The organism is Bacillus sp. RE35 (assembly GCF_052146655.1).
In the GTDB taxonomy this organism is placed as follows: domain Bacteria; phylum Bacillota; class Bacilli; order Bacillales; family Bacillaceae_G; genus Bacillus_A; species Bacillus_A cereus.
On the sequence record NZ_CP197377.1, the window covers coordinates 1,129,710 to 1,153,649 of the forward strand.

Here is a 23,940-nt window from a genome sequence, read left to right on the forward strand (position 1 = left end):
TGGAAACAAATGTTCTGAAAAGTATTCTCATTTATAAAATTGAGGTGTTATATAGATGACAAAGAAAAAAATAGGTTTACTCGTAATGGCGTATGGAACACCAGAATCATTAGACGATGTAGAGGCATATTATACACATATCCGTCACGGGCGTACGCCATCAGAAGAAGCGCTTGAAGATTTAATTGGTCGCTATAAAGCGATTGGTGGAATTTCGCCGCTTGCAAAAATTACGAAAGAACAGGCGCATAAATTAACAGATTCAATGAATAACATATTTACAGAGTATCAATTTACTTGTTACTTAGGTTTAAAACATATTGCACCATTTATAGAAGATGCGGTAGAAGAAATGAAGCGTGATGGGATCGAGCAAGCGATTAGTATCGTATTAGCGCCACATTACTCTACATTTAGCATTAAAGCGTATAATGACCGTGCTATTCGTCTTTCAAAAGAAATCGGTGGTCCTGTTATTGAACCAATTGAACAATGGTACGATGAACCGAAGTTTATTTCGTATTGGGCAGACCAAATAAAAGAGACGTTTACTAATATTATAAATAAAGAGAAAGCAGTCGTAATTTTTTCAGCGCATAGTTTGCCAGAAAAAATTATTGCAGCAGGAGACCCTTATGTAGAACAACTAAAGCATACGGCAGATTTAATTGCAGAAGCTGCAAATATTCAAAACTATACAATCGGTTGGCAAAGTGCTGGGAATACTCCAGATCCGTGGATTGGTCCAGATGTGCAAGATTTAACGAAAGATTTATATGAAGAGCATGGGTACGAATCTTTCATATATTGCCCAGTTGGTTTTGTAGCGGAGCATTTAGAAGTTTTATATGACAACGATTATGAATGTAAAGTTGTAACTGATGAATTAAATGCCAAATATTTTAGACCAAATATGCCGAATGCACAATCAGCATTTATCGACTGTTTGGCTGAAATTGTTTCCAAAAAAGTGAAGGAAATAGTTGACAAAGATTTAGTTTTGAATAATAATTAATTTATAATAATTTTAAATAAATAATAATTACTACGAAATAAAGAGGAGGATCCCCCTAGATGAATCCAAATAATCGCTTAACAACAAACCAAGGTGCTCCAGTTGGAGACAACCAAAATTCTCGTACAGCCGGTCGTCGTGGACCAGTATTATTAGAAGACTATCATTTAGTAGAAAAACTTGCGCACTTTGATCGTGAACGTATTCCGGAGCGTGTTGTGCATGCACGTGGTGCAGGTGCTCACGGTGTATTCGTAACGAAAAATAGTATGAAGCAATATACGAAAGCTGCATTTTTACAAAATGAAGGAACTGAAACGCCTGTATTTGTTCGTTTTTCAACGGTTATTCATGGTCAAGGTTCTCCTGAAACAGCACGTGACCCACGTGGGTTCGCTGTTAAATTTTATACAGAAGAAGGAAACTACGATATCGTAGGTAACCATTTACCAGTTTTCTTCATTCGTGATGCAATTAAATTCCCAGATATGGTACATTCCTTAAAACCAGCACCTGATACGAATATTCAAACGCCAGATCGTTATTGGGATTTCATGACGTTAAGTCCAGAATCTACACATATGATGACATGGGTATTTTCTGATTACGGTACACCAGCAAGCTATCGTGAAATGGAGGGTTTCGGCGTCCATTCATTTAAATGGATTAATGAAGAAGGTAAAATTGTTTATATAAAATACCACTGGAAACCACAGCAAGGTGTACGTAACCTAAATGCGAAAGAAGTGCAAGAAGTACAAGGGAAAGACTTCAATCATGCAACTCGTGACTTGTTCGATGCAATCGAAAAAGGAAATCACCCAAAATGGGATTTACACGTACAAGTTATGCAATTAGATGAAATGGACTCTTTAGACTTTGATCCACTAGATCCAACGAAAGTATGGCCAGAAGATCGCTTCCCATTAATGGAAGTAGGGACAATGACGTTAAATCGTAATCCGAAAAACTTCTTTGCAGAAGTAGAACAAGTAGCGTTCTCTCCAAGTGCAACTGTAAATGGTATTGAGCCATCGGAAGATAAATTATTACAAGGTCGTTTATTCTCTTACCCAGATACACAACGTTATCGTCTTGGTGCAAATTACTTACAAATTCCTGTAAACTGCCCATACGCAGCTGTTCATAATCAACAACGTGATGGTGCGATGCAAGTAAATCAAAACCCATCTACAATCAACTACGAACCGAGCCGTCATGCTGAAAATCCAGTTGAAGACCCAGCTTACCGCGATTCCACTATGAAAGTAGAAGGCTATGTATCTCGTGAAAAAATTGACAAACCAAATGACTTCAAACAAGCAGGTGAGCGTTACCGTTCATTCTCTAAAGAAGAGCAAGATAACTTAATTGCAAACTTAACAAATGACTTAAAAGACGTAAATGAACGCACGAAATTACTAGCTGTTTGTAACTTCTTCCGTGCAGATCAAGAATACGGTATGCGTTTAGCGCAGGCATTAAATGTTGATATTACGCAATATGTAGGAAATGCTCCGAAATAAATCGGAAAAGACGACTGTTATGAAACGGTCGTCTTTTTTTGTGTAAAGTTACACGCGGGTATTCTTCAGTTTCGTTATGTCGGAATTTGTTGGTAAATCGATATCTTGTGTCGAAACGTTGATATATTGAAAGGAACAATCGATATATTTGAAAAATCGTTGATATATCCAAAAAACCGTTAATATATTTCCATTTATACTAGGTGGGGTATGTTGCCCGGTGCGCAAAAAAGAGATGCAATCTATTACTAATAGATTGCATCTCTTTTTTTAGTTCACTCGCTCAGTATACTCATAAGCTTTCTCCCCATGCATCGAAATATCAAGTCCCATATGTTCCTCGTGCTCATCTACCCGGACAGGGAGGAAGAAGTTGATTGCTTTAATAATGGCATACGTCATTATAATTGTGAATGCATATGTTGCGCCGATCGCTACAAGTTGTTTCAACAGCAGCGAGGCGTTTCCGTAAAATAATCCGTTAGCGCCATCGCCGTTTACGGCAGTAGTTGCAAATAATCCTGTCGCAATACCGCCCCAAGTTCCACCGATGCCGTGACATCCGAATGCATCGAGTGTATCGTCGTATCCGAATTTTGTTTTTAAGAAAAAGACCGCTCCGAAGCATAATACGCCGCCAATTGCTCCGATAAGAAGAGCTGAGAAAGGTGTAACGAACCCGCAAGCTGGTGTAATAGCGACTAGACCGGAAACGGCGCCACAAGCAGCTCCCATCGCAGTCGGTTTTGATTGGAAGAACCACTCTGAAAGCATCCAAGTTAATGCTGAGGCAGCAGCGGCTATATTTGTATTAATAAATGCAGTTAAAGCTACGTCGTTTAAGGATAATGCGCTGCCGACGTTAAAACCGAACCAGCCAAACCATAATAAGCCTGCGCCTAACATTGTAAATGGCAAATGGTGAGGAGAAGAACCATTTATGTTTTTTCGTTTTCCGAGGAAAATAGCTAATACAAGACCAGCAACTCCGGAAGTGATGTGAACGACGTTTCCGCCAGCGAAGTCTAGTGCACCAAGTTCCCTTAGCCACCCGCCGACGCCCCATACCCAATGAGCGACAGGATTGTAAACAATCGTTGTCCATAAAAGGATAAAAATAAGAAAGGCAGAAAAGCGCATTCTTTCAGCAAATGCACCTGAAATTAAAGCTGGAGTTAAAATGGCGAACATGAGTTGAAACATCATGAATAAATTGTGAGGAATAGTAGATGAGTAGTCTGGATTTGGTGCGTAGGTAACTCCGTTTAGACCGAACCAATCAAGTGTACCGATAAGCCCGTGCCAATCTGGTCCGAATGATAAAGAATAGCCGATAACAATCCATTGAATCGAAACGATAGCCATTGCACTATAACTATGCATCGTTGTACTGAGTACATTTTTGCTGCGAACCATACCTCCATAAAAAAGTGCCAATCCTGGTGTCATCAACATGACCATTACTGTCGTCACAAACATAAAAACTGTATCTCCCATATTCATGAGCTCTCCTCCTATAATGTTAGAAAAAATAACATCGTTTTGTTATGTTTCATATCATATTCGAAAAAGAACTAAAAATCAACTAAAAATTCAGAAAAATATATACATGATGTTAGAAAATATAACATAGATTATTTTGTGAGGATTGAAATCGACATATGCGTTTCTCTCGGATAATTGGTATAATATTCTTACAATTAAAAACTTGGGGGATGCGTGTGGGAAAAATACGGACTAGGAAACTATTCATTTGTTTTTGCTTAGCTTTTGTTTTGTTTGTACCAATACATACTTTTGCAGACGAAAAAAGAGAGTGGAAAGATGAAGTTATATACTCCATTATGATTGATCGCTTCAATAATGGAGAACCGAAAAATGACAAACAATTAGAAGTTGGTAATTTAGAAGGGTATCAAGGCGGGGATATAAGAGGAATTATAAAAAGGTTGGATTACATAAAAGAAATGGGTTTTACTACCGTTATGCTTTCGCCGCTTTTTGAAAGTGGAAAGTACGATGGATTAGACGTGCGAAATTTTAAAAAGGTAAATGAACATTTCGGGACAGACAATGATGTGAAAGAACTTGTAAAAGAAGCTCATGCAAAAGGAATGAAAGTTGTATTTCAATTTCCGCTTGGAGAAAACGAACGACAGGTAATTGACGCAATGAAATGGTGGATAAAAGAAGTTGATTTAGACGGAAGTTATGTTATACATAGTGAAAAAAATCCGCGTTCCTTTTGGGATAACGCGCAAAAAGATATGCAAGTGATAAAGAAAGATTTTCGTATTATGACAAAGGAGGATAGCGAATACAACGAAAAAATCGTAGAATCGTTTTCCGAAGCGGATGTATCGGTGAAATCGTTATACGATGTGAGTAAAAAAGAAGGGGAATTTGTTACGTTTTTAGATGATCAAGAAACAAAAAGATATGCGCGTATTGCAAAAGAAAATATGTATTATCCGCCATCACGTTTAAAACTGGCGCTTACTTATTTGTTAACATCACCTGGGATTCCGAATTTTTATTACGGAACGGAAATTGCATTAGATGGAGGAAGTGTACCCGATAATAGACGATTAATGGATTTTAAGTCAGACGAAAAATTTATGCAGCACATAACAAAACTAGGTGAAATTAGGCAGGCGAGACCGTCTTTACGACGCGGTACGTTTGAGCTTCTGTATGATAAGAGCGGGATGAGCATACTAAAACGAAAATATAAAGATGAAGTAACTTTAGTAGCAATTAATAATACGAAAGAAACACAAAAAGTCTCCTTACCTGCAAGTGCAATTGGTGAAAAACAAGAGTTAAGAGGATTGTTACAGGATGAAATTATAAGAGAGGAAAACGGAAAGTTTTATCTCGTTTTAAAACGTGAAGAATCAAATGTGTATAAAGTTAACGGAGAAACAGGTGTGAATTGGTTATTTATCTCCTTAATAATCGGTGTGAATGTATTATTTATTGCGTTTCTAATTGCAGTTAAAAGGAAGCGTAGATGAGATGAGAAATTACTCGCTCTATGTTCATGTCTTCTTATTGTATTTGTAAGTTTGTTCGGTGGGGCAATAGTGTTATTCTGTTGATATGAAATTTCTTAAGAGAAACGACGTGAGAATGAAAACGTCCCTAGTGAGAGGAGGGCTAGGTTAGGAAGAGGATTTTCTTCCTAACTTGTTTTTTGTGTTAGCACCGATAGGGAAGAATCTTTGAAGCAATCAATAATTGCAACTATATTAATTTTATATTACATTAAAAGTTAGAGAATACTCTTATACTAATACAGTGCTAAATAGTAGGTGGGAAAATGGAGTTTTACGATTTGGGTATTACCATTAAAGAGCTTAGAATTAAAAAAAATATATCACAATCCGAATTATGTCATGGAATATGTTCGCAAAGTCAAATTAGCAAAATAGAAAAAGGTGTGATTTATCCATCTAGTATATTGTTATATCAATTATCAGAAAGACTTGGTATTGACCCAAATAATATATTTGCATTAACTCAAAACAAAAAATTAAAATATGTAGAAAATGTAAAATGCGTAATAAAAGATTGCTTAAAGCAAAAACAATACAAAGAACTTTATGAAATAGTGAAAAAAGAGAAAAACGAAAATAACTTCCAATCAACAGAAGATAAACAATTTTTAATATGGCATGAAGCGATTGCTATATTTATGGTGGATAAATCAATAAAAACTGCTTTAGATTTTTTAAATAATGCATTAAAATTAACTGTAACTAATTCTGATTTTTTATCAGAAAGAGAAATAGATATTATGCAGACAATTGCTATATTCCATGGGGAAAATAAAGAATATGAAAAAAGTATTAATATATTAAGAAGGTGTTTAACTAATTTTAATAAGTTAGATTTTCCTAGAGATAAAGAAATTAAATTGAAAATTATTTTTAATTTAGCAAAAATTTTAGGTCATGCAAATCAACATGAAGAGGCAGTAAAATACAATGATATGGGTATCAAACTAGCTATTAATCTAAATACTTTATATTTACTAGGTGAATTATACTATGGAAAAGCTTGGAATTTATTGAAACTTAAACAACCTAATGAAGAAGATGTTGCAAATAACATGAAAAAAGCATTATTTATATTTGAACTAACAGAAAAAGAAAATCTGATAAAAATGGTTAAAGAAAAATATTTTGAAAACCAAACTGAAAAAAGTCACTCATAATTCATTTGGAAATCACTTGAAATATAATAAAACCTACAGGGGAAATCTCTGTAGGTTTTATACTTATAAACTTGCTTCTAAAATATTAGTGCTTAATATAAATTTTTGAATAAGAGTTTACTTAGCGCTTTAGCGTACTTTTTTATTTTGAAGCCTGCATCTTTATTAAAGATGTAGGCTTCTTTTTAAATCCATCCGAATATTATTGGTTCAAGTCGGAGGAAGGTACTTTGGGGTGTCTTTTCTTTAGATCTTTATCATTAACTATTTAATGTTTTTTAAATGATTACATGACATATTTTTTTTGTACCAAGCTTTGTTGATACAGTTAGATTTATCCGTTAGTGTATTCGTATTATTAGAACATCCTACAGTATTTAGGGAGAATGTGGCTAATAAAAACCATAATATTAATTTCTTCAAAAAACCACTTCTAACTCTTTTTTAATTAACATTTTTTAGATCCTTACTAATTTTACATTACATTAAAGGTTGGGAAATATTCTTATACTCATAAATTGTTACGTTTTGGCGGGGAGAGGAATTATGAGTTACAGCGATTTTTAAGATGACTTTGGCCCAGGATGTGGTTATTAAGAAAAGTAATTCAAATTGAAGGGGAAACGTCTTAAGGTATATTTTTCTTATTTTCAATAAGGTCTGCTAAATACATGTATAAAACAAATTCTACAATAAGGCCTAGTTTAATCATGCGCTCACTTGTAAAGTATTCGTATGGTTAGACTCTGTTCACTTAGTGATTTTCACCGCATACACCATTTTTCTATGGTTTGTTCTCGGAATATTGTCTCTACAAAACAAAAAACTCCTCTAATTAAGAGGAGTTTTCTTTTTAGCGGTAGTTAATGAACTGTACGTCGATTGGTAAATCAGCGCTACGAACAGCTGCGATTACTGCTTGTAAGTCATCACGGCTTTTCGCTGTAACACGTACTTGATCATCTTGTACTTGTGTTTTTACTTTTAATTTCATTTCTTTAATGATGTTGTTAATTTTTTTAGCGTTATCTTTATCGATACCTTGTTGAAGTGTTGCGCGTTGGCGAACAGTGTTGCCAGTTGCAGCTTCAACTTTTCCGTAATCTAAGTTCTTAATTGGAACGTTACGTTTTACAAGTTTAGAGATAAGAACGTCTTTTACTTGCTCTAATTTAAACTCGTCATCAGAAGTTAAAACAAGTACTTCTTTTTCTAATTTAATATCACTTTTACTTCCTTTAAAGTCATATCGGTTTTGTATTTCTTTTAATGCGATATTAATTGCGTTTGTTACTTCAGGTAATTCTACTTTCGAAACGATGTCAAAAGAACTATCTTTTGCCATAGTTAGCACCTCCAAATAAATTTCTAATCTTGTTATGTACTGTACATACTAAAGTATAGCTGAAAACGAGTCTAGACTTAAGTGTTTTCGTACTTATATTCATGTAACCTCATTTTATTATAGTGAATTTTGGGCAGTTGGACAAATACAGGAAAAATCATGTTATAATTAACTTTTGTTTGGAATGATAAAAAAGATAATTTTATATATATAGAAGGGAATTAAAAAATATGTATTTGCAAATAGGATCGATTGAACAGGTAACTGTTTTACGCGAAACGGAAATCGGATATATGGTTGGGAATGAAGAAGAGGAAATTTTCCTACATAAAAACGAAGTAGCTGGAGAAATTGAAGAAGGCGATACGATTGATGTATTCTTATACCTTGATCACCAAAATCGTATTTCAGCAACAATGAAGGAACCGATTATTACAACTTATGATTGGAACTGGGTAAAGGTTGTAGAAGTTATTCCTAGTTTAGGTGTGTTTGTTGATATTGGTGTGTCAAAAGATATACTAATTCCAGCTGATGAGTTCCCGATTTATATGCCAGTATGGCCAGAAGTAGGCGACGAATTATATTGTACGTTAAAATTAACGAATCGTGATCGTTTAATTGCTCTTCCGGCAAGAGACAGTGATATGCAAGAAATTATCGTAGATGCAACGCCATCTATGCGTAATAAAAACGTAAATGGACGTGTATATCGTTCGCTTCAAGTCGGTTCATTCGTACTAACTGATGAGCATTTCCGTGCTTTCTTACACCATACAGAAAGAAAAGAACAAGTCCGCATCGGTCAGCGTGTAACAGGACGTATTATTGACGTAAAAGATGACGGTACAATTAACATTTCACTTCTTCCTCGTAAAGAAGAAGGAATGGAAGACGATGCTGCAGTAATTTATGCATATATGGAAGAACGAGGCGGAGCAATGCCGTTTTGGGATAAGAGCCATCCGGAAGATATTAAAGAACGCTTTAACATGAGTAAAGCTGCATTTAAGCGCGCACTTGGTAAGTTGATGAAAGAAGAAAAGGTTTACCAAGAAGAAGGCTGGACTTACTTTAAGAAATAAAGTAAATGAAAAAAGAACTATTCTTTCTCTGAATTTTTAAGAGAAGAGATAGTTCTTTTTTATTATAAAGTAGATAAAAAGTAAATAAAGTGTAATAAAACGTTTAATCTACAAATATTTTACTGTATTTATAAGGAAAAAGGAATATAAAATGGTAAATTGTCGGAAAATATACATTTTTAGAAAAAATGTCACAATATTGTCATTTTTATGTTGAACCCCCTCGGAAAATTCTTTAAATTGTTAATTGTAAGAATAAAACCGATACGAATTAGGGGTGAATGTATGGAAAAGAAGCAAGTTAAGAAAAATTGGTATAGGTACTTCATACAGCTTATGGTAGTTGCATTAATTGTTACTTCTATACCGATGAATGGACTGGCGGAAACGGCACCGCCGTTTACACCGTCGCCAAATTCAGAACCAAGTCCACAAGTAGAACAGAAAGACGAGAAGGAATTACCAGCTCCACATCCAGATCAGATAAAACAAAAAAATGCCAATGCAAAAGCTAAGCCGACTGAAGTTGTAGAAGAACGGACGGAGACAGAAAAGGTTTTTGATAATCAAGATGGTACGTTTACTAAAAAAATATATACTGAACCAATTCATGCAGAAAAGAATGGGAAATTAGAAGAGGTTTCTACTAATTTAGTAGAATCACCAGATAAAAAATCGTAACAGAAAATACAGCATTAAAGCCGAAGTTTGAGAAAGTAGTAAAGGATGGAAAGTATGTTCAATTCGAAGTGGATGGACATACGATTCAGTATGAATTGACAGGCGCACGTGGTGAAAAGGGTGAATTAAAACCGACAGCTGTTACAGCGTCGCATGAAGAGAATACAGTATGGTATAAAGGGATTTTTCCAAGTATTGATTTAAAAAGTACAACATTTAATGAAAATGTAAAGGAAGACTTTGTACTCCATCAATATACAGGGCATCACATTTTTTCATTCGAATTACAGACAGATTTACAGCCGAGTTTAAAAGAAGATGGTTCTATTATTTTTCAAAATGAAAAAAAGGAGAATGTATTTGTACTACCAAAGCCTTATATGGCTGACTCAAATATTAATCAAGAATCCGGAGAAGCTGTTACATCTCAAGATGTGAAATATGAGATAACTCCTGCTGGGGGGAAGAAATACAATTTAACAGTTACTGCAGATCCAAAATGGTTAGAATCAGCCGAACGTAAGTATCCTGTTTTTATAGATCCTTCGGTTACGGTAAGGGGATTTGAAAATGCGTATGCATCAAGCGCAGATCCTAATATTAATTATTCAGGCGGTAGTTTATGGGATGAAGGACAAAAGGCATATACGTTAAAAGTCGGTTATTTTAATGCAGGAACAGGCACAAATGATGCTTTTATTAAATCTGATATTTCTAATTTAAAAGGTGCAACAATTCAAAGTGCAACATTTCATACGTATGCTATATGGCATTATTACGGAGATAGCCCAAATGGTGTATGGCTTGATGAAGTAACGGGAAATTGGAATGTTTCTAATATTAATTGGAGTAATAAGCCAGGATCAAATAATATTGCTCAAGCAAATGTAGGTCGCGGGAAGTGGGCGCAATTTAATGTAACAAATACAGTAAAAGCGTGGGTAGATGGAACGAGACCGAATTACGGCTTCAAATTACATGCTAACGGAAATGGACAGACGCATTGGAAGAAGTTTGTCGCAGCTCAAAATGGTTCGAATGCGCCATATTTAGCGGTTAATTATTCATATGAAAAATTGAATAAACCGAGGGTACAAGCGTATTCGAATGGAACTGGAAGTGAAGCAGGGCATTTCAATATACAATGGGACGCAGTTCAAGGTGCAAAAGGATATAAAGTTGCCATTTTTAATGGATATGACTATGAATATATTCCTGTCGGAAATGTAACAAGTTGGAGTACGAAAGATAAGAAAATCTTCCCTACACAAGATGAAATAAATGCAGGGAAATTTGAGTTTCATAAAGATGGAAAGGGGACGGATTTTTCCGTAAGCCCTGGCCCAATGTACAAAAATGCTTATTTGGCAGGTAGCCCATATGGGGATTATAGTTCAGCTCGTGGGTACTGGATTCGAATCGTAGCGGAATATCCATACGGTGATAGTCCGTTGTCTGATGAAACAGTTTCCTATGTTCCGCTAGAACAAGTAAAGAGGCCAGCTGGATCAGCTTATACAAATGGGCCAGGTAGTAATACAGGATATGTATCAGTAAAGTGGGATCCTGTTCCAGAGGCAAGTGGTTATAAAGTATGGATTTATAACGGGAAAGACTATGAAGCATTTGATGTTGGTAATACAACAACATGGACAACGCAAGGACAAAATATTTGGCCGACAGAAGCGGAAATTTCTAGTGGAAAATATCAACTTCATCATGACCAAAAAGGAAATGAGCTTTCGTTAGATCCATCTCCAGTCTACCGCAATTCTGGTGGTATATATGGTGGTTCCAAAAACTATTGGTTCCGAGTAACAGCGTATAGTAAAGCGGGTCATGCAGAAAGTGAAATTTCACAAGAGTTTACACCAACTTTTTCGAATGACGTTTCTTGGCTTGGCACGAAAGATTATTGGGCAGCAGTGAATGTAATTGGTGGAAAGGTTACTGCTATTAATGGGAATTTTGTTATGGATGAGACGGATTTTAATCTGTCTGGAAAAGGCCCGAATGTATCTATTGATCGAACGTATAATAGTCAAGATACCGGAACTGGTTTATTCGGGAAAGGCTGGCATAGTTCATTAGAAGAAGTGATGAAAGAAGAATCTTCTGGAAATATTTTATATACAACGAGAGACAAATCCACATTACTATTTACTAAAACAGGTGATAATCAATATCAAGCACCTAATGGTGTTCATTTAGAAGTAAAGAAAATAGCTGATGGATTTGAATTAAAAGATAAAGATCAATCCGTTATAACATTTTCAAAGCAAGGAAAAGTACAACAAGAGAAAGATAGCTTTGGAAATGTTGTGAAGTATGAATATGATACAAATCAAAGGCCGATTAAGATTACAGATGCATCAGGACGTACTATTACTATTACTATTACGTATACAGGGAAATTTGTTTCTCAATTTATAGGGCCAGAAAATAGCACTGTAACGTTCGAATACGAAAATGATCAGTTAGTAGGATCTACGACACCAGAAGGAAAGAAGTATCGTTATGGCTATGAGAATGGAAAACTACGTTATACGTTTGATCCGAAACATACGGAAACAAAACCATATAAAACGACATATACGTATGAAAATAATAAATTAGTAAAGGTAACAGACCCGCTAGGAAAGGAATCTGTATTATCTTATAACGATGCAGCTAAAGAGGTAACGTTGACGGATGCTAAAGCTCGTAAAACGGTGCATAGCTATAATCAAGCTGGTAATCCAGCAAAAATAGTTGTAGATGCAGAGCATTTAAAGTTAACGACAACATATGAATATAAAGCGAATCACTTGGAGAAAACGACAACGCCTAAAAATCAAGTGGAAACAGTCACATATGATAACAATGGTAATGTGACTTCTGTAACAGATCCAACAGGGACTGAAAAGTTTGAATATAATAAAAATAATGATGTTATTAAAGCGACAGATGTAGAAGATCGGAAAACTACTATAGCGTATCAACAAGCAAATGCAGCTGTTTCAGAAACAAATCATGCCTCCGAAACAGCTGAAGTAAAACAGTATGATAAATTTGGGAATGTCATTCAAACGAGTAAAAATATTGGTGTAGGAGGAAACCTTCTAAAAAATCCAAGCTTTGAAATGGACACATTACAAAATTGGACAATGGTGAATAAAGATAGTAAGGGCTCTATGACAAAGGATGCGGAAGGAGCACCGGGAGGGCTTGGTGGCTCAGGTTCATTGAAGTTAACTGCGCAAATAACTGGTGCTAGTTCTTGGGGATATACAGCAATAGCACAGGAAGTAGAAGTAGAACCTAGTACGAACTATACATTAACGGGTATGGTGAAAACTACACTGAAAAATGCAGATGCCTATTTTAATGTCATGTTCTTAGATGAAAATGGAAATCCGACTGGTGGAACGGATTGGTCCGACAATCGCTCAAATAATTTAAAATCAGAAAATGGATGGTCGAATCGTCAATTGACGTTTAAAACGACAGATAAGGCAAGTAAAGCAAAAATACATTTAGTCATTGAACATGAAAGAGAATCTGTAAGTGGAGCAGCTTGGTTTGATAAGTTGCAGCTTGAAAAAGGAGATGTATCATCTAGTTTTAATCCAATTGTAAATAGTAGTTTTGAAGAGTATTCGGAAACTGGATCTGTTCCGAATTGGACTAGAAATTGTCCAGAAAATTGTAATCGAAAAGATATAGCAACAGAAGGATTTCATGGTGGTTCTTCTATTGTATTAGAAAACTTACAATATAATCAGAAGGACATTAGTTACCAAAGTCGTATTGTACTAAATCAAAAACAAGCACAAAACTTAACTTTAACTGCTATGTCAAAATCCGAGAAAGTAGAGAATAGTGCAGGAGAGAAATTATCGAAAGATTATGCAGTACGAGCAGATGTAACGTATCAAGATGGTAGTACTGCCAATTTTACAGCTATGTTTCCGAATGGAACGAATGATTGGAATCGTAGTGCGGTATTCATTCCAGCGACAAAGCCGATTAAACATATCGATACTTATTTGTTATTTAGAAATGAAAACAAAGGAAAAGTATGGTTTGATGATATTCGGTTATTAGAAGGGAATGTGCTTGTCAAAAATGAATATGACAACGATGGAAATGTAACAGCTTCGTATGATGAAGAAGGAAATAAAATAGCCTTTTCTTATGATGGAGTCGGAAATAAAAAGTCAGAAACCGATGAGAGAGGGAATACAAAATCTTTCGATTACAATAAAGATAATCAACTTAAAAAAGTGACATTAAAAAATGGAACTTCTGTTGGTTATAATTATGATCATAATGGCAATACAACTGAAAAATCTATAATGTTTGGTGGGAAAACACAAACACACAAATATGAGTATGATGTAGATAATAAAATTACAACGTATATCGATGCGTTAAATCGTCGCATTGAATATGAATATGATGCAAATGCAAATAAGACAAAAACGAAAATGCCAAATGGCTCACTGATTGAATGGAGTTATGATACAGCGGATCGCATTATGGGTGAAAAGCGAAATGGAAAAGATGCCTTTACATTCGAACGCGATGCTAATGGACAAGAAACGAAAGTGAAAGATCATGTAAATGGGGTTGAAAAAAGCAAAACATATGATACAGCAGATCGGATCACGAGTATAACGGATAGCCGAGGTGGGAAAATTGATTGGGCATATCATGATAAAGCAAATAGCAAAACCGAAAAGTTAAAAGAACAGTCAATTACACACGGTGGGTATAACAGTAAAATAAAATATGAATATAATGCTTTAGATCAAAACACATCTGTTTGGGATGAAATGTGGGCACATTATAATTTCCATTATGATGAGAACGGCCACGTACGTACGTATATCGCACCGAATGATGCTAGTGCAACGTATAATTATGACCAAACAGGGAAACTATCGGATTTAGCTATTGCAACACCAAAGCAAATGCTACTATTAGAGAAATATGAGTATGACAAAACAGGAAACCGTACGAAGATTAAACATGAAAGTCTTGATGGGAAAATAACGGAAACAAATTATGTTTATGATCCAATTAATCAATTATTAAAAGAATCTACACCAAATGGAACAGTTAGAGACTACATGTATGATGGATTTGGCAATCGTACGAGTGTGAAAGTAACAGAGAATGGAAAAGAAACGAAATCAGTAATCGCAACATTTAACGAAGGAAATCAACTTCTAAAATTCGGAAACGAATCGTTAACGTATGACGCAAATGGTAACCGTACATCTGATGGGAAATACACATACACATGGAACGAAGCAGACCAACTTGTTGCTGTAACGAAAAAAGGGGAAGGCAAACCGTTCGCAACATATAAATACGACAACGAAAACCGTCGTATTGAAAAGAACGTAAACGGACAAGTAACCCGTTACTTCTACGATGGTGACAGCATCAACCCGCTATATGAAACAGACGGGAACGGAAAAGTCCTCCGACAATACGTTTACAACAAAGACGGCGTCCGCCTAGCAATGAAAATACAAGATCAATCGGTATACTACCATTACAACCCGCGCGGTGACGTAATAGCAATGACCGACAAAGATGGACAAATAGTCGCAAGCTATGAATATGATGCATGGGGTAACGTCTTAAAGAGCGAAGCAAAAGGAATCGCAGCAGACAACCCATTCGGATATGCGGGATACATGTATGATAAAGAGATTGGTATGTATTACTTGATCGCGAGATACTATAACCCAGACCATGGTGTGTTCTTATCGGTGGATCCAGATCCGGGTGATAGTGATGATCCAGTGACGCAGAATGGGTATACGTATGGTGATAATAATCCGGTGATGATGGTGGATCCGGATGGGTATAAGGCAAAAAAAGTTGTAAGTGGATATAAATATTGGAAAAAAGGTAAGCATGAATATTACCAAAGAAGTTATAAGCAAACTAAATTTAATTATTATTCAGGACAAATTGCGAGAGCAGTTGTCAGTTTTAATGCTGGTAATGTAGTTAAGAACATTGGTTTAAAATATATAAAAGCTCCAAGTCGACAGAAGAGTTTAGAGATAGTAGGGGGCTATTATGTTGGGGAAAAATTTATAAAGCCAGTCCCAGAACCGGGTACTAAAATTACTTTAACTTATAGAAAAAAATTGAATTCTAAACAGTGGTATTTAAAATATGACGAAGGTAAATCAAAAGGGAAATGGAAGAAAGCCAAATGGTAAAAGTGAATAATATGCTTAAAAGGTTCAGAATTATTGATTTGCTATTTATATATATAGTAGCTTATGTTTTAGTAGATCAGCCTTCGGATTTGAAAAAGATAGTCTTCTTTCTTGCTGGCATTACCATATTTATACTAGAGAAAGTTATGCTGTCTTCAAAAAAATTCAATCAATATTTAAAAAATGTCAGGGAAGGATTTATATCTGATGTACTGATAGGAGTGTTGTTTTTTTGGTATATCTTTAATGTTCTTAATATAGCTACTTTACTTGTTTTATTAATAATTTGTATTTTGAAATTCAAGGAAGATATTGATGTGCTTTTGCGTAAGTAAATAGTTTTCTCTTGAATTTATTATTGGCCTATGGATTAACACGAATGGAAACAGAGTAAATTGAAACATTAATAGATTATAAAATTAAGGGAAGAGGCGAGAAAATGTCTTCTTCCTTTTCTATACACATGGAATGAAGCAGATGGCTCTGTTGCAAAGTTTTTTACAGATAGAAAGTTAGGATGGGGCATATACGTTTACAACAAAGACGGTGTCCGCCTAGCAATGACCGACAAAGATGGACAAATAGTCGCAAGCTATGAATATGACGCATGGGGTAACGTCTTAAAGAGCGAAGCAAAAGGAATCGCAGCAGACAATCCGTTTGGATATGCAGGATACATGTATGATAAAGAAATTGGCATGTATTACTTGATTGCGAGATACTATAATCCGGAGCATGGTGTGTTCTTATCGGTGGATCCAGATCCGGGTGATAGTGATGATCCAGTGACGCAGAATGGGTATACGTATGGTGATAATAATCCGGTGATGATGGTGGATCCGGATGGGCATTGGGCATATCGCTTTTGGGGTACGACGCCGATGCCGTATCATAATAATCGGACAGCATATGCACATGTTAAGGGAGTTAAGTCTGGGTTGATTGCGGTAAGAGATAGTTATGCAGGATTTGTTGGGTTTGGAAATGTAATGAATAAGTTGCTAACTTTTGGTGTGGGGGCAAATTATGGATGGAAAACATCTAAAAATAACTCGAAAAAGAAAATTGCAAACTTATCTCCTGGACAGCGTGTTGCAAAACAGCAAATCATAAAAAATACAGTGAAATCAGCGGTTAAAGGAGCATTTTTTGTTGGCAGTAAAGCTGTTGGGGGAATAGGGCTGATCCCGGACTTGGTAGTTTATGTAGATGGATATTATAAAGGATATAAAAAAGGGTATACGGAGTATAGACCGAAAAAAACTAATTCTAAGAAAAGAAGGAGATAGATTAGTAAAATGGAGACGACACATATAATAATTGGTATATATAATGTTGTTTTTATTATAGCTGCATCGGTGTTTATGTTAAAAAGGAAAAACTATCGAGCTGTAATAGTGTTAGTAGTATGTCTCATATATACAATTCTAGTAAGTTTTACTTCATATATGTCGTTCTTTGGTTACACAATTAACACGTTAATTGTAATTTTTCTGGGTATTATTTTCTTCTTAGCTAGTATATTTGAAAAAGAAAAATAAAGTAAAGTTGATTCAGTGTATCTCAAGATTTAAACAGTTAGTTTAATTTTGGGATACACTTTTTTATTTAAAATAACACCTTCCTTCTACTATGGCGACAGTAAGAAAGTTTATGTAAGGCGAATTAGCTGGATGCTAGATGTTTATAGGTTTCGGAAAGGGATTTAAAGAGGAGTGACAGGATGAATGAATTCGATGAGCGATTAATATGGGTGTATGGAATCATGGTAATGGCCTTTTTCGGAGTAAAGTTTATTGAGTTTATTATTCGGAGTAAGGTGTATTCATTAGCTATGTTTTTCATCCCATTTGTTGTTCTCTAAGTATTGTATTTTACGCCTCTATCATCAATTTCTATATAGATCCGTTTATTGATATTTGGATTATCTTTTATAATAGTGTCCATTATGTTCTATTTCATTGAGGTAAGATGATGGAGATGTAGGAAGCTTCTTTATGAATCAAGGTGTATAAAAGCCTATAAAAATTATAACCCTCAGAAGATAGGAGATGATTTTTATTGAAGGTGGAGCAATTATTACATGGATTATAGGGATAGGTTGGATTTTATATTTGTCAATAATGTTCTTAAAATCAAGAGAATACATTCCGTTTACTATTACAGTAATATGGCTCGTATATATAATAGTTATAATCTTCACTCCATATTTTAACTTTTTAAGTTGGGGTATTAAAATTTTGATTTTATTCTTTTTTGCGCTGGCTGTTTGTTGCTCATTTGTGTTTTATAAAACTAGGTGATTTCTTTTATTAATAGAAATTGTGTAGTTGATTGGAAGTACGATGATAGTAAGTAGGGACATAACTTTATGTCCTTACTTACTTATATAGGACGAGATAAATCAACTTGTTGCCTTAATGAGCAAAGGTGAAAAGAACGTAAACGGACAAGTAACCCGTTATACGAAACAGAAGGAAACGGAAAAGTCCTTCGTCAGTACGTTTACAACAAAGACGGTGTCCGCCTAGCAATGACCGACAAAGATGGACAAATAGTCGCAAGCTATGAATATGATGCATGGGGTAACGTATTAAAGAGTGAAGCAAAAGGAATCGCAGCGGACAATCCATTTGGATATGCGGGATACATGTATGATAAAGAGATTGGCATGTATTACCTGATTGCGAGATACTATAATCCAGAACATGATGTGTTTTTATCGGTGGATCCTGATCCGGGTGATGAAGATGATCCAGTGACGCAGAATGGGTATACGTATGGTGATAATAATCCAGTGATGATGGTGGATCCAGATGGGCATTGGGTGTGGTTTGCAGTAAATGCTGGTTTTGCAGCTTATGATGGCTATAAAGCTTATAAATCAGGAAAGGGTTGGAAAGGGGTAGCAAAAGCTGCAGCTATAGGCGCAATTGGCGGAGGAAAATTAAAACTAACAAAAACAATTACAAAACCGGTTTATTTTACAAAGTTATTAGGAAAAAATGCAAGAGCGCATAAATCAAGAATTAATAAGGATTTGCCAGGTGGAAAAGCTGTTGCAAAAAGTATTTTTAGACATTATACAAAAGGGCAAAAGGTGATAAATCATAGAAAAGGAAATTCAGTTAGAAGACATACTAAAGACAATCGAATTCAAATTAGAATGGTAAAACGTAAAGATGGCACGTGGAAAGTTAATTTAGATATTAAAAGAAAAAGAATATACGAAGATATTCATTTTTAAGTATATAATACTGAAATTTTAATTAGGAGTGAAGAAGATTGATAGGAATGCCACATTATATAGTTCCGGTGCAAGTTCATCCAAAAGCTATAGATGCTTTAATGAAAGAAGCGGAGATCAAGATATTAAGTTTAACACCTATAATGCAAAAAGATGATAATACTATAATCAGTTCAGAAATAGCCATTCAACTAAAAGATAATTTATATTTAAATGTTTCTGTTGCTAGGTCAGAGATGAAATTTGAAGATGAAGTAGAGCACCTTCAGGTAATAGTGGAAAGAAATGTTCCCAATATAACCGATGGAAATCCTAAAAATATACTAGTTTTCGAAAAGTTTTTGAGGATAAGGGGAAATGTTCAGTGTGAACTATTAGTGGAAGAAGAAAAATATACAGATTTATCTTTAAAGAAAGTACTCTATACTTCCGAATGTGGAACAGGTATATTATTAAAAAATGATGAGGAAACTGTCTTAATAACTTGTAATGAATTTTGTACAATTTTAGTAACAAAAGATCAAGAAATAATTAATGATATATTAAATAAGCGTTATAATTTTACTAGATTAAAAGGATGAAATGAAAAATAAGGGAATGTAAATAAATATGTACTATTTGTAAAGGACATATATTTAACAAAGGAATCCAGTTTGTCAAGTTTGGAAATAAATCGTTAATGTTTCGGGATGCATTTTTTATTTTAAATAATTCATTTTTTCATTAGCATTATAAAATAAAGAAAAAATTAGAAATAGTGATGGAAGATTAAAAAGCACGATCTTATTTTTAAATAAGGTCGTGCTTCCTTTTAATTCTCCTGCTCACGCGTAAGAGTAAACGTATCTTTCAAATCACTATCATTTATTTTAATATTTGCCTTTTTTAATTCCTCTTGTAACAATTTTTTGCTGAATACAGGATCAGCAGTACGTTCTTCCTCTAAGTTTTTGCGAATAGAGTCTTTCACTTCATCATAAGGCTTTAAAGCTTTTTTATCAGTTAATTTAATAACGTGATAACCGTTTGATGATTTTACGGGATTGCTAATTTGTCCAACATTTAGTTTGTAGGCAGCGGTTTCGAATTCAGGGGCCATTGTACCTGAATTGAAGTATCCAAGGTCTCCACCTTTATCTTTTGATAGCAGATCTTGTGATTCTTGTTTTGCTAATTCTTCAAATGAAGCACCAGCATCTAGTTTACTCTTTATTTCTTTCGCTTCATTTTCGTCACTTACTAAAATGTGACTCGCTTTAATTTCTGGCTTATAATGGTCTTTTACGTCTTTTTCTGTAATGCTTTTCTTAATCGCTTCATTCATAGCAAGTTTGAACTTAATTTGATTTTTGAAATCCTCTTCATCTTTTAAACCATAATTTTCTAATACTTTTTTGAATTGATCTCCATATTGTTTTTTTACTTTTTCTACTTCTTTATTTACCTCTTCATCAGGTACTTTATATTTTTTTGTGATGATGTCTTGTGCCATCATTTCGTATAGCATGTCTTTTCCGTAACGATCTTTCAATTGTTTTTCGAAGTTATCCTTTGTAATGGTGGAGTCTGTTGCTGTAGCGACTGTAGCTGAGCCATTCTTTTGTCCGCAAGCAGATAGCATCAATATACTTATTAGTGCAGTAATAATGAAAATATGTTTCCCTCTCATGCCAACACCTCATCCAAATATGTTATCGCTATTGTAGAATATAGAAGTGAACATGAAGTGAATTTTTAATGTTTTTTCCTTTAAAATGTAAAAAAGTACATCAACATAATTGTTGATGTACGATGGAATCAAAGGTGATCGGTCTTTTTAGAGTATGCACGTTTACCTTGCTGAATATTTTTTTGCTCTTGCTCATTTTTTTGTGTGCGTTTTGCGTTATTATCACGTGCTTTTTTGTCGTTATCACTCGTATGTGGCATATGTATCAACTCCATTTCTAAACGTTGTACGTTTATCATTTCCTTTTTCGTAAAGACTATGTATAGCGGTGCATTTATGAAGGGTAAAGGTGGATTCGAAATGGATTTGAAGTTGAATTATACTGAACTTATAAAGAAGTTAATCGTTGTAATCATCGCAGGTTTATTAAACGCGATTGGGATGAATTTATTTTTAACGCCAGCAAAAGTGTATGCGAGCGGCTTTGCTGGATTGTCTCAATTATTATCACAAATATTAGGTGATTTTTTATCGATTCACATATCTACGGGAGTATTGTTTAGCTTATTTAATATTCCTGTCGTTATTTTAGCGTGGAAAAAGGTTGGAAAGGCCTTCACCTTTTTTAGTTTTCTTTGTGTTATATTTATGACTTTGTTTCTAGAAATCATCCCTGTTAGAGCGGTTTCGAATGATATCATATTAAATGCGATTTTTGGCGGGATTATTTCGGCAATTGGAGTAGGGATTGCTTTAAAGTGGGGTGCTTCTACAGGTGGATTAGATATTATCGCCATGATTTTATCAAAAATAAAAGATAAGCCTGTCGGTACATACTTTTTCTTTTTTAATGCAATTATCATTATCGCTGCTGGCTATGTATATGGATGGGAAAAAGCGTTATATACGCTAGTGACTTTATATGTATCAACGAGAATTATTGATGCAATTCATACTCGTCATGTAAAGATTACAGCATTAATTGTTACGAAGAATGGGGCAGACGTAAGAAAGGCGATTCACTCGCGATTAGTAAGAGGGATTACAACGATACCAGCAACAGGTGCTTATACAAATGAAAATAAAGAAATGTTAATGATGGTTATTACCCGTTATGAGTTATACGAATTAGAGAGGATTATTAAACAAGTGGACCCAGGTGCATTTACAAATATACTGCAAACAGTTGGGGTATTCGGATTGTTTCGGAAAGATTAAAGAGGACCAAAGTTGGTCCTCTTTTTTAATGTAAATTCGTAATGTTTTGCAATTGCTCTTGCATTTCACGGAGCTGAACTTTTTCAGCAGTTGAAGAGTTTGCGTAAGCGGATTGCAAAGCATTTTTTGCTCTATACACGAGATCTTGTTGCTCAGTACCGCTTGAACAAGATACGGCATTTTCAACAGCGTCTCTAGCTTGTTGGAATAGTAAGTTCCCCATTTAAACCCCTCCAAAAGAAGAGTTACTTCTTGCTTTTTCTGCCTCAGCTAATGTACCTCTGTACGGGAATCTTGCATCATGCTTCATAACAGCATCGGCTCCTTGTTGGATAAAACGTTTTGATTTGTTCTTTTTACCCATTCGAAAAACCCCCTTTATTTAGCTGAAAACAATCGACGCAATGTCTCATGCGTCTACTTATAGTATGGACATTTGGCAGGAAACTATAAGTAGGGAATTTTTAGATTACAACCCAAGAACCTCTTCTAAATATAAAGCAATACCATCTTCTTCGTTCGTTAACGTCGTATGGTTTGCGAGTGATTTTAATTCAGGGATGGCATTTCCCATTGCGATGCCGTGACCAGCAAATTCAATCATTTCAAAATCATTATCTTCATCACCGAAAGCGATAATGCGCTCTTGTGGAATGTTGTAATGACTAGAAATTTTTTGTAATCCAACTGCTTTATTTAATCCGCTTTTCACAATTTCAATAATCGGCCAAGGTGCGCCCCATTTTCTATGGTCGATTACTTCCGCATGCATATCGGTTAAATGTTGACGAATTGCAGTAGAATGCTCGTCATGTGCGTCAATTAATAAGCAAGTTGGATGATCGTTTAAAATATTTAATAAGTCTCCCGTAAAAATCTTAGGAGAGCCGAATTCGAAAATATGTTTTTTATCTTCATCAATTTCACGAACATACACATCGTCCATTACTTCCGCGTATATATTTTTTACGCCAAAATCAAAGCAAGCTCGGACAATTTCTTGCGCTGTTGCTAGCTCAAGAGGAGAGTGATGTGTTCCCCAGTTTGAATCAAGAGGATGATGTACGTAAGCGCCGTTAAAGTTTACGATAGGTGTGTTAAGATCAAGTTCTTTATAGTAATCATAACTAGCACGGAATGGACGTCCTGTTGAAATAACGACAATATGTCCCTGTTCCTTTGCTTTTGCAATTGTATGTTTCGTTCGAGTGGAAATTATTTTGTTGTCTGTTAATAAAGTGCCGTCTAAGTCTAATGCGATTAAATGTTGTTTGTTCATAATTTCACCTCTTATAATAATTTTTTTGTATCTATCTGTATTTCCGTTTTTAATATGCAGAAATAAGAGGTTAGACTCGGTGAAATCACCATAGATGGAAATTTCACTATATATCCATCTTACGTCTCAAAGTGCTGTGGTGTCTACTATTTATCGTTGGAAATTAAGAAAAGTCAACATCTTTTTAGAAAGTTCAAACAATGTTTCTTTCATTATGTACAAATTGTGAAAAGGGTTACATTGCTCGTGTGATGAGGCATATAATGAACATGTAATCTTCTCGTATATGTTTGACTCTCCTTTGAAACTAGCCTAGAGTAGGTTGGTTTCTTTTTTTTTCTACAGGTAGGAAAGAAATCCCTGCTTACGCTTGTGTCATTCATATATATGTACAAGAATGAGATGTAGTACTGTTTCCTAAACATGACA

At 34.9% G+C, this 23,940-nt stretch carries 17 protein-coding genes and 2 pseudogenes; 12 read left to right on the top strand and 7 right to left on the bottom strand.

The window, feature by feature from the left end; genetic code table 11:
- The first annotated feature begins 55 nt into the window (after window positions 1-55).
- Window positions 56-1,015 (top strand): ferrochelatase, encoded by a 960-nt coding sequence (gene hemH / locus ACTL4X_RS05945; RefSeq protein WP_000162629.1) that lies wholly within the window; start codon window positions 56-58, stop codon window positions 1,013-1,015.
- A 59-nt stretch (window positions 1,016-1,074) separates the two neighbouring features.
- Window positions 1,075-2,541: a catalase KatB gene (katB, locus tag ACTL4X_RS05950; protein ID WP_025687695.1), complete on the top strand. Its 1,467-nt coding sequence runs from the start codon at window positions 1,075-1,077 to the stop codon at window positions 2,539-2,541.
- Between the two features lie 270 nt (window positions 2,542-2,811).
- On the opposite strand, the gene ACTL4X_RS05955 is transcribed toward katB, so the two are convergent.
- Window positions 2,812-4,044: an ammonium transporter gene (locus ACTL4X_RS05955; protein WP_001055855.1), complete on the bottom strand. Its 1,233-nt coding sequence runs from the start codon at window positions 4,042-4,044 to the stop codon at window positions 2,812-2,814.
- Between the two features lie 158 nt (window positions 4,045-4,202).
- Here ACTL4X_RS05955 and ACTL4X_RS05960 point away from each other — a divergent pair, with 158 nt between their 5' ends.
- Both ACTL4X_RS05960 and ACTL4X_RS05965 read left to right on the top strand, forming a co-directional pair.
- On the top strand, window positions 4,203-5,558 hold the full coding sequence (locus ACTL4X_RS05960) for an alpha-amylase family glycosyl hydrolase (RefSeq protein WP_140161665.1): 1,356 nt from the start codon (window positions 4,203-4,205) through the stop codon (window positions 5,556-5,558).
- A gap of 305 nt (window positions 5,559-5,863) precedes the next feature.
- Complete coding sequence (locus ACTL4X_RS05965; RefSeq protein WP_000397889.1) at window positions 5,864-6,760, top strand: helix-turn-helix domain-containing protein; 897 nt, start codon at window positions 5,864-5,866, stop codon at window positions 6,758-6,760.
- Window positions 6,761-7,613: 853 nt separating this feature from the next.
- Here the strand turns inward: ACTL4X_RS05965 and ACTL4X_RS05970 are convergent.
- Complete coding sequence (locus tag ACTL4X_RS05970; protein ID WP_001040149.1) at window positions 7,614-8,105, bottom strand: YajQ family cyclic di-GMP-binding protein; 492 nt, start codon at window positions 8,103-8,105, stop codon at window positions 7,614-7,616.
- Window positions 8,106-8,335: 230 nt separating this feature from the next.
- Here ACTL4X_RS05970 and ACTL4X_RS05975 point away from each other — a divergent pair, with 230 nt between their 5' ends.
- The 7 genes and pseudogenes from ACTL4X_RS05975 to ACTL4X_RS06005 all read left to right on the top strand — a co-directional run bounded on the left by ACTL4X_RS05975 (window position 8,336) and on the right by ACTL4X_RS06005 (window position 19,926).
- On the top strand, window positions 8,336-9,190 hold the full coding sequence (locus tag ACTL4X_RS05975) for a CvfB family protein (protein WP_000281262.1): 855 nt from the start codon (window positions 8,336-8,338) through the stop codon (window positions 9,188-9,190).
- A gap of 285 nt (window positions 9,191-9,475) precedes the next feature.
- A pseudogene (locus tag ACTL4X_RS05980) lies at window positions 9,476-16,098 on the top strand (DNRLRE domain-containing protein).
- Window positions 16,077-16,433, top strand: coding sequence for a hypothetical protein (locus ACTL4X_RS05985; protein ID WP_136999878.1), 357 nt, complete (start codon window positions 16,077-16,079; stop codon window positions 16,431-16,433). Before ACTL4X_RS05980 ends, ACTL4X_RS05985 begins: the two are co-directional and overlap by 22 nt.
- A gap of 192 nt (window positions 16,434-16,625) precedes the next feature.
- A pseudogene (locus ACTL4X_RS05990) lies at window positions 16,626-17,387 on the top strand (RHS repeat-associated core domain-containing protein); the annotation flags it as partial.
- Window positions 17,388-17,821: 434 nt separating this feature from the next.
- Entirely contained in the window at window positions 17,822-17,962 is a 141-nt protein-coding gene (locus ACTL4X_RS05995; RefSeq protein WP_229699485.1) for a hypothetical protein, read from the top strand.
- A 669-nt stretch (window positions 17,963-18,631) separates the two neighbouring features.
- On the top strand, window positions 18,632-19,345 hold the full coding sequence (locus ACTL4X_RS06000; protein ID WP_075677586.1) for an RHS repeat domain-containing protein: 714 nt from the start codon (window positions 18,632-18,634) through the stop codon (window positions 19,343-19,345).
- 47 nt (window positions 19,346-19,392) lie between these two features.
- Entirely contained in the window at window positions 19,393-19,926 is a 534-nt protein-coding gene (locus ACTL4X_RS06005) for a hypothetical protein (protein ID WP_086401920.1), read from the top strand.
- Window positions 19,927-20,156: 230 nt separating this feature from the next.
- On the opposite strand, the gene prsA is transcribed toward ACTL4X_RS06005, so the two are convergent.
- Window positions 20,157-21,014, bottom strand: a complete 858-nt coding sequence (gene prsA / locus ACTL4X_RS06010; protein ID WP_086404543.1) for a peptidylprolyl isomerase PrsA — start codon at window positions 21,012-21,014, stop codon at window positions 20,157-20,159.
- Window positions 21,015-21,142: 128 nt separating this feature from the next.
- Window positions 21,143-21,274, bottom strand: coding sequence for a DUF3941 domain-containing protein (locus ACTL4X_RS06015; RefSeq protein WP_001120851.1), 132 nt, complete (start codon window positions 21,272-21,274; stop codon window positions 21,143-21,145).
- Window positions 21,275-21,374: 100 nt separating this feature from the next.
- Between ACTL4X_RS06015 and ACTL4X_RS06020 the strand changes: the two genes are divergently transcribed.
- Window positions 21,375-22,232: a YitT family protein gene (locus tag ACTL4X_RS06020; RefSeq protein WP_000364431.1), complete on the top strand. Its 858-nt coding sequence runs from the start codon at window positions 21,375-21,377 to the stop codon at window positions 22,230-22,232.
- Window positions 22,233-22,257: 25 nt separating this feature from the next.
- Here the strand turns inward: ACTL4X_RS06020 and ACTL4X_RS06025 are convergent, their stop codons facing one another.
- The 3 genes from ACTL4X_RS06025 to ACTL4X_RS06035 form a co-directional block, all read right to left on the bottom strand.
- Window positions 22,258-22,455 (bottom strand): DUF3813 domain-containing protein, encoded by a 198-nt coding sequence (locus ACTL4X_RS06025; RefSeq protein ID WP_000527407.1) that lies wholly within the window; start codon window positions 22,453-22,455, stop codon window positions 22,258-22,260.
- Window positions 22,456-22,596: a hypothetical protein gene (locus ACTL4X_RS06030; RefSeq protein ID WP_000516816.1), complete on the bottom strand. Its 141-nt coding sequence runs from the start codon at window positions 22,594-22,596 to the stop codon at window positions 22,456-22,458. It lies immediately after the preceding gene.
- A 105-nt stretch (window positions 22,597-22,701) separates the two neighbouring features.
- A complete protein-coding gene (locus ACTL4X_RS06035) occupies window positions 22,702-23,511 on the bottom strand; it encodes a Cof-type HAD-IIB family hydrolase (protein WP_001041232.1) in 810 nt (269 codons plus the stop codon).
- Window positions 23,512-23,940 lie beyond the last annotated feature (429 nt).